The organism is Rhodococcus sp. NPDC003348 (assembly GCF_053589375.1).
The window spans coordinates 1-12,741 of the sequence record NZ_JBSFRT010000030.1 but is presented as its reverse complement, the minus strand read 5'-3'; the positions used below and the strand labels follow the sequence as shown (position 1 = coordinate 12,741).

At 69.0% G+C, this 12,741-nt stretch carries 13 protein-coding genes and 1 tRNA gene; 9 read left to right on the top strand and 5 right to left on the bottom strand.

All coding sequences use genetic code 11. From position 1 onward, the window contains the following. Positions 1-26: 26 nt before the first annotated feature. Positions 27-2,762, top strand: coding sequence for a DNA polymerase I (polA, locus tag ACWDU4_RS19115; RefSeq protein ID WP_450115491.1), 2,736 nt, complete (start codon positions 27-29; stop codon positions 2,760-2,762). Positions 2,763-2,781: 19 nt separating this feature from the next. Continuing rightward, on the top strand, positions 2,782-3,555 hold the full coding sequence (locus ACWDU4_RS19110; RefSeq protein WP_450115490.1) for a PIG-L family deacetylase: 774 nt from the start codon (positions 2,782-2,784) through the stop codon (positions 3,553-3,555). Between the two features lie 79 nt (positions 3,556-3,634). Here ACWDU4_RS19110 and trxA read toward each other — a convergent pair whose 3' ends face one another. Together trxA and ACWDU4_RS19100 are read right to left on the bottom strand one after the other, a co-directional pair. Beyond that, the gene (gene trxA / locus ACWDU4_RS19105; protein WP_450115489.1) at positions 3,635-4,000 is read right to left on the bottom strand and encodes a thioredoxin; all 366 of its coding nucleotides are present in this window, start codon (positions 3,998-4,000) and stop codon (positions 3,635-3,637) included. A 146-nt stretch (positions 4,001-4,146) separates the two neighbouring features. Then, positions 4,147-4,659: a 2'-5' RNA ligase family protein gene (locus tag ACWDU4_RS19100; protein WP_450115488.1), complete on the bottom strand. Its 513-nt coding sequence runs from the start codon at positions 4,657-4,659 to the stop codon at positions 4,147-4,149. On the opposite strand from ACWDU4_RS19100, the gene ACWDU4_RS19095 reads away from it, so the two are divergent. Then, entirely contained in the window at positions 4,658-5,827 is a 1,170-nt protein-coding gene (locus ACWDU4_RS19095; protein ID WP_450115487.1) for an isocitrate/isopropylmalate dehydrogenase family protein, read from the top strand. The two genes, ACWDU4_RS19100 and ACWDU4_RS19095, sit on opposite strands and share 2 nt — an antisense overlap. Positions 5,828-5,885: 58 nt before the next feature. Further along, the gene (locus ACWDU4_RS19090; protein WP_450115549.1) at positions 5,886-6,776 is read left to right on the top strand and encodes an ABC transporter substrate-binding protein; all 891 of its coding nucleotides are present in this window, start codon (positions 5,886-5,888) and stop codon (positions 6,774-6,776) included. 30 nt (positions 6,777-6,806) lie between these two features. Here ACWDU4_RS19090 and ACWDU4_RS19085 read toward each other — a convergent pair. After that, positions 6,807-6,885 (bottom strand) — tRNA-Pro (locus tag ACWDU4_RS19085). Here ACWDU4_RS19085 and ACWDU4_RS19080 point away from each other — a divergent pair. From ACWDU4_RS19080 to ACWDU4_RS19065, 4 genes are all read left to right on the top strand, one after another. After that, the gene (locus tag ACWDU4_RS19080; RefSeq protein ID WP_450115548.1) at positions 6,857-7,759 is read left to right on the top strand and encodes an amino acid ABC transporter permease; all 903 of its coding nucleotides are present in this window, start codon (positions 6,857-6,859) and stop codon (positions 7,757-7,759) included. The genes ACWDU4_RS19085 and ACWDU4_RS19080 overlap by 29 nt on opposite strands. 26 nt (positions 7,760-7,785) lie before the next feature. Then, positions 7,786-8,538, top strand: coding sequence for an amino acid ABC transporter ATP-binding protein (locus ACWDU4_RS19075; RefSeq protein ID WP_450115547.1), 753 nt, complete (start codon positions 7,786-7,788; stop codon positions 8,536-8,538). A 112-nt stretch (positions 8,539-8,650) separates the two neighbouring features. After that, positions 8,651-9,547: an SPFH domain-containing protein gene (locus ACWDU4_RS19070; protein WP_450115486.1), complete on the top strand. Its 897-nt coding sequence runs from the start codon at positions 8,651-8,653 to the stop codon at positions 9,545-9,547. A 2-nt stretch (positions 9,548-9,549) separates the two neighbouring features. Continuing rightward, positions 9,550-9,747, top strand: a complete 198-nt coding sequence (locus ACWDU4_RS19065) for a hypothetical protein (protein ID WP_450115485.1) — start codon at positions 9,550-9,552, stop codon at positions 9,745-9,747. A 25-nt stretch (positions 9,748-9,772) separates the two neighbouring features. Here ACWDU4_RS19065 and ACWDU4_RS19060 read toward each other — a convergent pair whose 3' ends face one another. Then, on the bottom strand, positions 9,773-10,651 hold the full coding sequence (locus tag ACWDU4_RS19060; RefSeq protein WP_450115484.1) for a class I SAM-dependent methyltransferase: 879 nt from the start codon (positions 10,649-10,651) through the stop codon (positions 9,773-9,775). A 189-nt stretch (positions 10,652-10,840) separates the two neighbouring features. Here ACWDU4_RS19060 and rpsA point away from each other — a divergent pair, with 189 nt between their 5' ends. Next, positions 10,841-12,313, top strand: a complete 1,473-nt coding sequence (gene rpsA, locus ACWDU4_RS19055; RefSeq protein WP_450115483.1) for a 30S ribosomal protein S1 — start codon at positions 10,841-10,843, stop codon at positions 12,311-12,313. Between the two features lie 118 nt (positions 12,314-12,431). Here the strand turns inward: rpsA and ACWDU4_RS19050 are convergent, their stop codons facing one another. Then, a complete protein-coding gene (locus ACWDU4_RS19050; protein ID WP_450115482.1) occupies positions 12,432-12,677 on the bottom strand; it encodes a hypothetical protein in 246 nt (81 codons plus the stop codon). Positions 12,678-12,741 lie beyond the last annotated feature (64 nt).

Sequence of the window (12,741 nt, the reverse complement as noted above, 5' to 3'; positions counted from 1 at the left end):
CGGGGTCGCTCCCTAGACTCACTGCGGTGAGCCCGACAACGTCCCCCGCATCCCACCTCGACCCCTCCGTCACCGATTCCGGCGACAAGCCGACGCTGCTGCTCCTCGACGGACACTCGCTGGCCTACCGAGCGTTCTTCGCCCTGCCTGCGGAGAACTTCAAGACACACAGCGGGCAGACCACCAACGCGGTGTACGGGTTCACCTCGATGCTGATCAACCTGCTGCGTGACGAGCAGCCGACGCACGTCGCGGCCGCTTTCGACGTGTCCCGGCAGACGTTCCGTGCGGAGGCGTTCCCCGAGTACAAGGCGAACCGCGCGAAGACCCCGGACGAGTTCAAGGGGCAGGTCGAGATCACCAAGGAGGTGCTCGGCGCGATGGGCATCCCGGTGATGGCCGAGGCCGGCTTCGAGGCCGACGACATCATCGCCACCCTGACCACACAGGCAACGGAGCAGGGCTTCCGGGTGCTGGTGTGCACCGGCGACCGGGACTCGCTGCAGCTCGTCACGGACGACGTGACGGTCCTGTACCCGCGCAAGGGCGTCTCGGACCTGACCCGCTTCACCCCGGCGGCCGTTGAGGAGAAGTACGGCCTCACCCCGCGGCAGTACCCGGATTACGCGGCGTTGCGCGGGGACCCGTCCGACAACCTGCCGGGTATCCCGGGCGTGGGGGAGAAGACCGCGGCCAAGTGGATCCGGGAGTACGGCTCCCTGACCGAACTGGTGGACCGGGTCGACGAGGTGCGCGGCAAGGTCGGCGATTCGCTGCGCGCGAACCTGTCGTCGGTGGTGATGAACAGGCAGCTCACCGAGATGGTGCGCGACGTCCCGCTGCCCTACACCCCGGAGCAGCTGGCGCTCGCGCCCTGGGACCGGGACAAGATCCACGCGCTGTTCGACGACCTCGAGTTCCGCGTGCTGCGGGACCGCCTGTTCGACACCCTCGCGTCCGCCGAACCCGAGGCCGAGGAGGGCTTCGAGGTGCGTGGCGGCGTGCTGGCCCCCGGCGAGGTCGCGGCGTGGCTGGCCGAGCACGTCAGCGACGGGGCCCGCGCCGCGCTGTCCGTGGTCGGCAGTGGTGCCCCCTACGGCGGTGACGTGACCGCGCTCGCGATCGCCGCGGCCGACGGCGAGGGTGGCTACATCGTGGCGTCCACCGTCACCGAGGAGGACGAGGAGGCGCTGGCCCAATGGCTGGGGGACGTCGAAGCTCCGAAGGCCCTGCACGAGGCCAAGGCCGCGATCCACGCCCTGCACGGCCGCGGCTGGGGTCTCGGCGGGCTGACCAGCGACACCGCGCTCGCCGCGTATCTGGTGCGGCCCGGCCAGCGTAGCTTCAACCTGGACGACCTCTCGTTGCGCTACCTCAAGCGGGAACTGCGGGTCGAGGACGGCGGCGAGGCGCAGCTCTCGTTGCTCGACGACGAGGACAACGCCGAGGCGAAGGCCGCGGAAACCGAGATCCTGCGCGCCCGTGCGGTTCTCGACCTGGCCGCCGCGTTCGACACCGAACTCGCCGCGATCGAGTCGGCGCGACTGCTCACCGATCTGGAATTGCCGCTGCTCGAGGTCCTCGCCGACGTCGAAGGCACCGGCATCGCCGTCGACACCGACCACCTGCATGATCTGCAGTCCACGTTCGCGGACCGGGTCGCGGCGGCCGCGAACGCCGCCTACGAGGTGATCGGCGAACAGATCAATCTCGGGTCGCCGAAGCAGCTCCAGGTGGTGCTGTTCGAGAAGCTCGAGATGCCGAAGACGAAGAAGACCAAGACCGGGTACACCACGGACGCGGCGGCGCTCGAGTCGCTCTTCGAGAAGACCCAGCACCCGTTCCTCGAGCACCTGCTCGCACATCGGGACGCGACCCGGCTCAAGGTCACCGTCGACGGCCTGCTCAAGTCCGTCGCGGACGACGGCCGCATCCACACCACGTTCAACCAGACGGTCGCCGCGACCGGACGCCTGTCCTCGACCGAGCCGAACCTGCAGAACATCCCGGTCCGCACGGATGCGGGCCGGCAGATCCGCGACGGCTTCGTCGTCGGCGCAGGCTACGAGTCGCTGATGACCGCCGACTACAGCCAGATCGAGATGCGCATCATGGCGCACCTGTCGAAGGACGAGGGTCTGATCGAGGCGTTCAACACCGGTGAGGACCTGCACAGCTTCGTCGGTTCACGCGCGTTCGGGGTGCCGATCGAGGAGGTCACCGCCGAGCTGCGGCGCCGCGTCAAGGCGATGTCGTACGGCCTGGCCTACGGCCTGAGTGCCTACGGGCTGGCGCAGCAGCTCAAGATCTCCACCGAGGAGGCGAAGTCGCAGATGGACGCTTACTTCGCCCGGTTCGGTGGGGTGCGCGACTACCTGCACGAGGTGGTCGAGCAGGCCCGCAAGGACGGCTACACCTCGACGCTGTTCGGTCGCCGCCGCTACCTGCCGGACCTGAACTCCGACAACCGGCAGCGCCGCGAGGTCGCCGAACGTGCCGCCCTCAATGCCCCCATCCAGGGCACTGCCGCCGACATCATCAAGGTCGCGATGATCGACGTGCAGGCTGCGCTGCGCGAGTCGGGCCTGCGGTCCCGGATGCTGCTGCAGGTGCACGACGAGCTGGTGCTCGAGGTCGCCGCCGGCGAGCGGGAGGCGGTCGAGGCGCTGGTTCGGGAGAAGATGGCCGGCGCGATCGAACTGTCCGTGCCGCTGGACGTCTCGGTCGGGGACGGCCGCAGCTGGGACGCGGCGGCGCACTGATGACGGGAGAACTCTGACGATGGCGGTGCTCGTCTGCTTCCACGCCCACCCCGACGACGAGGTGTTCATCACCGGCGGGGTCATCCGGCAGGCCTCCGACGCCGGTCACCGCGTCGTGCTGGTCACCGCCACCGACGGGGCGCTCGGTGAGGTGCCCGACGGGATCCTGACCCCGGGGGAGACCCTCGCGCAGCGCCGCCGCGCCGAGCTGGACCGGTCCGCTGCCGCGCTCGGAGTGCACCGCGTCGTCCCGCTGCACTACCGCGACTCCGGGATGGCGGGCACCGACGACAACACGCACCCCGACGCGTTCTGCAACGTCGACGTCGAGGTCGCGGCGGGACGACTGGCCGAGGTGCTGGCCGAGGAGTCCGCGGACGTGGTCACGATCTACGACCCGAACGGCGGCTACGGGCACCCCGACCACATCCAGGTCCACCGGGTCGGCGTCCGCGCCACCGAACTGGCCGGTGTGGACCGCGTCTACGAGGCGGCGGTCAACCGCGACCACATGAAGCGGATGATCGCCGCGAACCCGGCCTGGTCGGAGGAGGCGCAGCCGCCGGACGTCGACACCTTCGGCCTGCCCGAGGACCAGATCACCACGGTCGTGGACGTCTCCGGCCAGATCGACTCCAAGCGGGCGGCGATGCTCGCGCACGCCACCCAGGTCGGCGATTTCGGACCGTTCCTCGCGATGCCCGTGGAGCAGTTGCGCTCCGCCTTCGGTCTCGAGTGGTTCCGCCGTCGTGGCATGCCCGGCGGCTACACGGAGACTGCGCTCGCCCTGTGACGCGTGCCCCGTGACCGGGGCTCGGCAGACGACATCGGCCCCGTGACGGCGAACGTCACGGGGCCGATGTACTGGTGGACTACGCCTCCTGCTGCGCGGCGATCTGCTTGCGTACCTCGTCCATGTCGAGGGCCTTGACCTGGGTGACCAGGTCCTCCAGCGCTGCCTGCGGCAACGCGCCGGGCTGCGAGAACACCAGGATGCCCTCACGGAACGCCATGATCGTCGGGATCGAGCGGATGTTCGCGGCCGCGGCCAGGCCCTGTTCGGCCTCGGTGTCCACCTTGCCGTACACCACGTCCGGGTGTGCCTCCGAAGATGCCTCGAAGGTGGGGGCGAACTGGCGGCACGGGCCGCACCACGACGCCCAGAAGTCGACCAGCACCACGTCGCTGCCGGTGACGATCTCGTCGAAGTTCTGCTGGGTCAGGGTCTGGGTAGCCAAGGGAAATCCTCTCTCCGCCGGCGCCGGGGCCGGGTGGGTGCAGCCTGCGCTGCCGTCGAGCGGTTCAACGCACGACCGTCGCCCATTCTTCCCGACCGCTTCCGGAACTCCCGGTTGCCGCGACCCAAGGCCGCCGTCGCCACCGGTCAGGCGATGCGCCATTCCCGTTTCGCGTCGCCGTCCCATCGGCGGATCCCGTCCGCCTTGCCGGAGCTGTGCGCAGGCGTCAACAGGTTCACCGCCGGCCCTATCTCGTCCGGGAACACCCGCCGGGCGAGGGTGATGTGCGGGGTCCAGTCGCCGGGGTGGATGTGCGCGGGGATGCCCGGACTCGCGTGCAGTACCCGAAAAATGCTCCGCTGCAACGCCAGCAGTCCGGCCGTGGGAATCACCAGATACGACAGGGTCTTTCGGTGCCCTCCGAAGATCACCACGCCGCCGAGTGACAGCCGCAGGTCCGGGGCGGCCAGCTGCTGTTGCAGCAGCAGATCGGTTTCCGGCTCGATGTGCTGGGCCACCGCGAGGGTGATGTGTGGCCGGTTCGTCGACTTGCGGACGACGTCCTGGCTCGGTAGCGCGGCATCGGACAGTCGCCTCCACTCCCGGCGAATCGCCGTGTCGAGGTCGGCGTCGAGCAGCAGTTCCACGGACTGCACCATGCTGAGCAATGATGGTCGGGTGAACCCCTCGAGCGCAATCACACGCGAGCCGACGCGCCTGGGTCTGCTCGCCGGCGACGGCATCGGCCACGAGATCGTGCCCGCCACCCGGCGGATCGTCGACACCGCCGTCGCCGCCGCCGGCGAGCCCCCGATCGAGTGGGTCGAGCTGCCTATCGGCCAGGGCGCGATCTCGTCCCACGGCACACCGATCCCCGACGAGACCCTCGACGCACTCGAAGGGCTGGACGGCTGGGTGCTCGGCCCACACGACAGCGCCGCCTACCCCGAGCGGTTCCGCGGGACCCTGACGCCGGGCGGCACCATCCGCAAACGGTTCGACCTGTTCGCCAACATCCGCCCCGCCCACGCCTTCGCCGGGATCCGGGCCACCGTGCCGGACATGGACCTGGTCATCGTCCGCGAGAACACCGAGGGCTTCTACGCGGACCGCAACATGCACACGGGCAGCGGCGAATTCATGCCGACGCCCGATGTCGCACTCGCCGTCGCCGTGTTCACCCGCAGGGCCTGCGAGCGGATCGCCCACACGGCCTGCGAACTCGCCGCCAGTCGTCGCGGACGGCTGACGGTGGTGCACAAGACCAACGTGCTGGCGCTGACCACCGGACTGTTCCGGGACGTGTGCGTCGAGGTCGCCGACCGGTACCCGGGCGTGCACGTGGACACCGAACATGTCGACGCGATGGCCGCGCACCTGGTCCGGCGTGGCGCCGACTTCGACGTCGTGGTGACGGAGAACATGTTCGGTGACATCCTGTCCGACCTGGCGGGGGAGTTGTCGGGGTCGCTCGGCACCGCGCCGTCCCTGAACGCCTCTCGGACGCAGGCGATGGCACAGGCGGCACACGGCGCCGCCCCCGACATCGCCGGCCGCAACCGCGCCAACCCGACCGCGCTGATGCTGTCGGCGGCGATGCTGCTCGACTGGCTGTCCGCCCATCGCGAAACCGGCGAGTCCGGTGACACCGGCGGCGGCACCGGCCGGCTCGGCGGCGACACCGGCGGGCTGGCGCGGGCGGCCGGGCGCATCCGGCGCGCCGTCAGCGACACCCTCGCCGCCGGCGTCGCGACCGCCGACCTCGGCGGCCTGGCGTCGACGGCCGAATTCACCGAAACCGTGGGCGCGCGAATACTGCGGCGGTGACCGGCCTGCCAGTACGCTGCGAAGGGTGCGGTCCTCGCCGGCGGGTGTGACGACGTCGGTGCGTCGATTCCCCCGGCGCGCCCGGTCTTTCGGTGTCCTGGTCGCCGTGCTGATCGCGGTCACCGGCTGCGTGCACAACAGCGAGGGTCTGGTCCCGCCCGAGACGGTCCACGTGGACCGGGTCGACGAGATCGCCGCCCAGGTGCCGCCGCAGGTGCGCGACAGCGGCAGGCTGAAGATCGGCGTGAACGTCCCGTACGCGCCCAACGAATTCAAGGACGAGAACGGCAACATCGTCGGGTTCGACGTCGACCTGATGAACGCGGTCGCCGCCACCCTCGGGCTGCGCGCCGAGTTCATCCAGGCCGACTTCGACAAGATCATCCCGGCCGTGCAGGCCGGCACCTACAACGTCGGGATGTCCTCGTTCACCGACACCCTCGAACGGCAGAAGACGGTGGACTTCGTCGACTACTACACCGCCGGCGTCCAGTGGGCCCAGCGCACCGGTGAACCGGTCGACCCCAACGACGCCTGCGGGCTGCGGGTCGGGGTGCAGACCACCACCACCGAGGACATCGACGAGGTGCCCGCCAAGAGTGAGGCCTGCGTCGCCGCCGGGAAGCAGCCGATCGCGAAGATCAAGTACGACAGCCAGGACGACGTGTCCAACGCGCTGATCCTGGGCCGCATCGATGCCATGTCGGCGGACTCCCCGGTGACCGCGTACGCGATCAAGCGCAGCGACGGCAGGCTCGAGAACGCGGGGGAACAGTTCGACTCGGCGCCCTACGGGTGGCCGGTGGCCAAGGGTTCGCCGCTCGCGCCGGTGCTGGCGCAGGCGCTGCAGCACCTCATCGACACCGGCGCCTACAAGCAGATCGCCGACAACTGGGGAGTCGGCTCGGGCACCGTCACCACCGCGCAGATCAACAGCGCGACGAGCTGACCCGGGTCACGGTAGGAAGGCGGAGGGCAATGGCACAGGACACGGCATCCGAACCCGCGCTCGCGGACGAGCCCGAACCGATCCGCGCGATCCCGCTCCGCCATCCCGGCCGCTGGATCGCTGCCGTCGTCGTGGTCGTGCTCGTCGCCCTGTTCGTCTACGGCGCCGCCACGAACGAGGCTTTCGCCTGGGACGTCTACGGCCGGTACCTGTTCGACGCCCGGATCACCGAAGGTGCCCTGCGGACCATCGAACTGACCGTGCTCGCGATGCTCATCGCGGTGGTGCTCGGGGTGATCCTCGCGGTGATGCGCCTGTCGCCGAATCCGGTGCTGCGCACCGCGGCGTGGGTGTACCTGTGGATCTTCCGCGGCACACCGGTGTACGTGCAGTTGGTGTTCTGGGGCCTGTTCCCGTCGATCTACAAGAACGTCGCCCTCGGCGTGCCGTTCGGCCCACAGTTCGTGCACTTCGACCTCCAGGACCTGCAGGCCGCGTTCCTGTTCGCAGTCGTCGGACTGGGACTCAACGAGGCCGCGTACATGGCCGAGATCGTGCGCGCCGGAGTCGGTTCCGTCAGTGAGGGGCAGACCGAGGCGTCGACCGCGCTCGGCATGTCCTGGGCGCAGACGATGCGGCGCACCGTGCTGCCGCAGGCGATGCGGGTGATCATCCCCCCGACCGGCAACGAGCTGATCAGCATGCTCAAGACCACCTCGCTGGTCCTCGCCGTGCCCTACACGGGCGAGTTGTACGGGCGGGCCAGGGACATCTCCGGAGCCAACTTCCAGCCGATCCCGCTGCTGCTCGTCGCCGCCACCTGGTATCTCGCGATCACGAGCATCCTGATGATCGGGCAGTTCTACCTCGAACGGCACTACTCGAAGGGCCTGTCCCGGGTGCTCACGGCACGGCAACTGCAGGCCCTCGCGGATGCGCAGGCCGGGATGCCCGCCGGGCCGGGCGGCGGACAGGGAGGATGACCATGACTACTGCACCGACGACACCGATGGTGAAGGCCGACCGGGTGTGCAAGAGCTTCGGGGCGCTGAAGGTGCTGCGTGGGGTCACGCTCGAGATCGACCGCGGGCAGGTGCTGTGTCTGGTCGGGCCGTCGGGGTCCGGCAAGTCGACCTTCCTGCGCTGCATCAACCACCTCGAGCAGGTCAGCGCCGGGCGGCTCTACGTCGACGGCGAACTGGTCGGCTATTCCGAGCGCGGCGGCAAGCTCTACGAACTGCAGCCGCGGGCCGCGGCGCGGCAACGGCGCGACATCGGGATGGTGTTCCAGCACTTCAACCTGTTCCCGCACCGCACCGCGCTGGAGAACGTCGTCGAGGCGCCGATGCTCGTGAAGAAGGTGCGACGCAAGGACGCCCACACCCGGGCGATGGACCTGCTCGACCAGGTGGGGTTGGCCGCCAAGGCCGACGCATACCCGGCGCAGTTGTCCGGCGGTCAGCAGCAGCGGGTCGCGATCGCCCGGGCGCTGGCGATGGATCCGAAGCTGATGCTCTTCGACGAGCCGACCTCCGCGCTCGACCCCGAGTTGGTCGGCGAGGTGCTCGGCGTCATGAAGAACCTCGCGAAGGAGGGCATGACGATGGTCGTCGTCACCCACGAGATGGGATTCGCCCGCGAGGTCGCCGACCAGCTGGTGTTCATGGACGGCGGCGTTGTCGTCGAGTCCGGCGAGCCGCGGGCGATGCTGGCCGACCCCCGGCACGAGCGCACCAAGGCCTTCCTTTCCAAGCTCCTCTGACCGCCCCCGCCCGAGTGAAGGAAGCGTTCAGTCGATCAGATCGACTGAATGTTCCGTTCACTCGACTCGATTGCTATCGTAGTGATATCACTTCGATAGCAAAGGTGGATCGATGGAGCGTAGAGCTTTTCGGCTGAACGGGTTCGCGGTACTGCTGGCGCTGACTGTGGGGACACTGATCGCCGCGGGACTCGTTCTCGCAGGCCTGCTCCTCGACACGACGATCGCCGTCCGGATCGTCTGCTGGGTCGTCGCCGGGCTGCTGGTTCTCGTGATCGCCGTCATCGCAACGGGATTCACGATCGTCAATCCGAACGAGGCGCGGGTGATCCAGTTCTTCGGACGCTACTTCGGGACGGTCTCGGACGACGGATTCAAGTGGGTGGTCCCACTGAGCATGAAGCGCCGGGTGACGCTGCGGGTTCGCAACTTCGAAACGTCCAAGCTCAAGGTCAACGATGCGGTCGGCAACCCGGTCGAGATCGCCGCGGTCGTGGTCTACAAGGTGATCGACAGCGGCAAGGCGATCTTCGCGGTCGACGACTATGAGGAGTACGTCGCGATCCAGTCGGAGGCAGCGGTGCGGCACCTGGCCACCACTCATCCCTACGACACCACCATCGTCCCGGCCGATTCCGAGGCCGCCGACGCCACCAGCCTGCGCGACGGCGCTCAGGTCGCCGCCGAACTGACCGCCGAACTGCGGGAGCGCACCGAACTCGCGGGCATCGAGGTCGTCGAGGCCCGCATCACGCACCTGGCGTACGCGCCGGAGATCGCGCAGGCCATGCTGGTGCGGCAGCAGGCCGCGCAGGTGGTCGCGGCCAGGGCGATGATCGTCGAGGGCGCGGTCGGGATGGTCGGGATGGCGCTGGACCGCCTGGCCGAACAGTCCGTCGTCGAACTCGACGAGGAGCGCCGCGCCGCGATGGTGTCGAACCTGCTGGTCGTCCTGTGCGGGGACAAGGCGACCCAGCCGGTCGTCAACACCGGCACCCTCTACGCCTGACCATGGCCGACGCGGACGAGGGGTCGGCGAGCCGGTCCAGGCCCGAGCGCAAGAAGGTGCTGCTGCGGCTGGACCCCGCCGTCTACGACGCGATCGCGAAGTGGGCGGCCGACGACCTGCGCAGCGTCAATGCGCAGCTCGAATACGCGCTGCGGCGCGCCCTCGATGCCGCGGGCCGCTCGCCCCGCACGAAGGACTGACAAGCGTCTCGGCGGGAGGGGCGGGTCAGGCAGGCTTGTGGCAGACGAAGATGGCGGTGCCGGGGAACAGTTGCCCGCGCAGGGGGCTCCACTGTCCCCACTCGCGGTCCAGCCACTCGGGCCAGTCCGGCTCGACGATGTCGCGCAGTTCGAGGCCGGCCGCGACGATCTCCCGAACCCGGTCGCCGATCGTGCGGTGGTGCTCGACATAGGTCGGAACGCCGGCCTCGTCGACCTCGACGTACGGGGTCCGGTCGAAGTAGGGGATCGTCGCGGTCAGCCCGCCCGGGCCGGGATCGTCGGGGAAGATCCACCGGATCGGGTGGTTCACCGAGAACACCCACCGGCCACCCGGCCGCAGCACCCGCGCGACCTCGCGCATCACCAGGGCGGAGTCGGCCACGAACGGCACCCCGCCGAACGCGGAGCAGGCGATGTCGAAGCTGGCGTCGGCGAACGGCAGCGCCTCCGCGCCGGCCTGCACCAGCGGTACCCGCGGGCCACCGCGTGCCATCGCGGCGAGCCCGCGCTCGAGCATGCCGCGGGAGACGTCGAGGCCCACGGTCCGCGCACCCTGCCCGGCCAGCCAGCGCGCGCACGGTGCCGATCCGCAGCCGATCTCCAGCACGTCACGGCCGGCGACGTCGCCGAGCAGGTGCACGTCGCCCTCGTGCAGGCCCTCCGGGCACCACACGAACTCACCGCCGGCCGAGTCGACGCCGAGGAACTCGCCGTGCGTGCGGTGGTAGTCGGCGGAGTCTGCGTCCCACCAGGCACGACTGGCGCGCTCGCTCTGGGCGGAGTCCACGCGGTGGCGGCTGAACCCGGCGGTGCCGAGGACGGCGTTGGCGGCGGCGTGGCGATCGTCGTCCGTGGTTTCGGGTGTGTCGGAATGCTCGGTCATCTCGACCTGCACGGTAGCGCGCCCGGCGCCTCACGGTGGCACCCGGGTTTGCCCAGCTAGCATCGGGTCGCGTACCCTGATCCACGCGAGTGTCTGCCGTGCGGCATCTCTAGGGGGTCGTCGGCGGTCGTTCGTGGTCCGACAGAACACCATCAACCGATTGCCTATCCCTCCGGAGCACTTCACCAAATGCCCTCCACCACCGTCACCTCGCCGCAGGTAGCCGTCAACGACATCGGCTCTGCCGAGGATTTCCTCGCCGCCATCGATGCCACGATCAAGTACTTCAACGATGGCGACATCGTCGAAGGCACCATCGTCAAGGTCGATCGCGACGAGGTGCTGCTCGACATCGGTTACAAGACCGAAGGCGTCATCCCGTCCCGTGAGCTCTCCATCAAGCACGACGTCGACCCCAACGAGGTCGTCTCCGTCGGCGATGAGGTCGAAGCCCTGGTCCTCACCAAGGAGGACAAGGAAGGGCGCCTGATCCTGTCGAAGAAGCGCGCTCAGTACGAGCGTGCCTGGGGCACCATCGAGGAGCTCAAGGAGAAGGACGAGGCCGTCAAGGGCACCGTCATCGAGGTCGTCAAGGGCGGCCTGATCCTCGACATCGGGCTGCGCGGCTTCCTGCCTGCCTCGCTCGTCGAGATGCGTCGTGTCCGTGACCTCCAGCCGTACGTCGGCAAGGAGATCGAGGCCAAGATCATCGAGCTCGACAAGAACCGCAACAACGTGGTCCTGTCGCGTCGTGCGTGGCTCGAGCAGACCCAGTCCGAGGTCCGCAGCGAGTTCCTGCACCAGCTCCAGAAGGGCCAGGTCCGCAAGGGCTTCGTGTCCTCCATCGTCAACTTCGGCGCGTTCGTCGATCTCGGCGGTGTCGACGGCCTGGTGCACGTCTCCGAGCTGTCCTGGAAGCACATCGACCACCCGTCCGAGGTTGTCGAGGTCGGCAACGAGGTCACCGTCGAGGTTCTCGACGTCGATCTGGACCGCGAGCGCGTCTCCCTCTCGCTCAAGGCCACCCAGGAAGACCCGTGGCGTCAGTTCGCCCGCACCCACGCGATCGGTCAGATCGTGCCGGGCAAGGTCACCAAGCTGGTTCCGTTCGGCGCGTTCGTCCGCGTCGAGGAGGGCATCGAGGGCCTCGTCCACATCTCCGAGCTGGCCGAGCGCCACGTCGAGGTGCCGGACCAGGTTGTGGCCGTTGGCGACGACGCGATGGTCAAGGTCATCGACATCGACCTGGAGCGTCGCCGGATCTCGCTGTCGCTGAAGCAGGCGAACGAGGACTACAACGCCGAGTTCGACCCGTCGAAGTACGGCATGGCCGACAGCTACGACGAGCAGGGCAACTACATCTTCCCCGAGGGCTTCGACCCCGAGACCAACGAATGGCTCGAGGGCTTCGACAAGCAGCGTGAGGAGTGGGAGTCCCGCTACGCGGAGGCCGAGCGTCGCCACAAGATGCACACCGCTCAGATGGAGAAGATGGCTGCCGACGAGGCCGCCGAGGCGGCGGCCGGTGCGTCGGGCGCCAACTACTCCTCCGAGTCCGGTGCCACCGAGGGCCAGACCACCGGCTCCACCGAGGCCGCGGGCTCGCTGGCCAGCGATGCCCAGCTCGCTGCGCTGCGCGAGAAGCTGTCCGGCAACGCGTGACGTGATCGCCCGCTAGTCGGGTGGTGACCAGAAGGCCCCGGTCCTGTTCGCAGGACCGGGGCCTTCGACGTGCTCGGGCCGGGTGGGTCGGAGCCACGACAACGGGCGGGGGAGCCGCTCAGCCGCCCTGAGCGGCGATCATGTCGTCCAGCATCGCCGCCCGTTCGTCCAGGTCGTGAGCGGTGGGACTCGCCGCGTCCGGGAGATCGCGCCGCAGGTCGTCCTGCGTGGTGACGACCCAGGACGAGCGCTGCTCGGCCTGGTCCTTCGAGTAGACCCTGGTCTCGCCCTCCTCCAGGACCAACGTGGCACCGGGCACGGTGCTGGACAACAGTGTGCGCAGGTCATCGGCTGTGACAGTCATGTACTCACGGTAGAACCGGCGGGCCGAGGCCGCATCCCACGAAGGGGCACGAACGACGGCGACC

Coding starts and splice junctions, on each gene's coding strand:
- ACWDU4_RS19110 (WP_450115490.1), top strand. CDS start 2,782: ATGGCGGTGCTCGTCTGCTTCCACGCCCACCCCGACGACGAGGTGTTC.
- ACWDU4_RS19095 (WP_450115487.1), top strand. CDS start 4,658: ATGCTGAGCAATGATGGTCGGGTGAACCCCTCGAGCGCAATCACACGC.
- ACWDU4_RS19100 (WP_450115488.1), bottom strand. CDS start 4,659: ATGGTGCAGTCCGTGGAACTGCTGCTCGACGCCGACCTCGACACGGCG.
- ACWDU4_RS19075 (WP_450115547.1), top strand. CDS start 7,786: ATGGTGAAGGCCGACCGGGTGTGCAAGAGCTTCGGGGCGCTGAAGGTG.
- ACWDU4_RS19070 (WP_450115486.1), top strand. CDS start 8,651: ATGGAGCGTAGAGCTTTTCGGCTGAACGGGTTCGCGGTACTGCTGGCG.
- ACWDU4_RS19065 (WP_450115485.1), top strand. CDS start 9,550: ATGGCCGACGCGGACGAGGGGTCGGCGAGCCGGTCCAGGCCCGAGCGC.
- ACWDU4_RS19060 (WP_450115484.1), bottom strand. CDS start 10,651: ATGACCGAGCATTCCGACACACCCGAAACCACGGACGACGATCGCCAC.
- rpsA (WP_450115483.1), top strand. CDS start 10,841: ATGCCCTCCACCACCGTCACCTCGCCGCAGGTAGCCGTCAACGACATC.
- ACWDU4_RS19050 (WP_450115482.1), bottom strand. CDS start 12,677: ATGACTGTCACAGCCGATGACCTGCGCACACTGTTGTCCAGCACCGTG.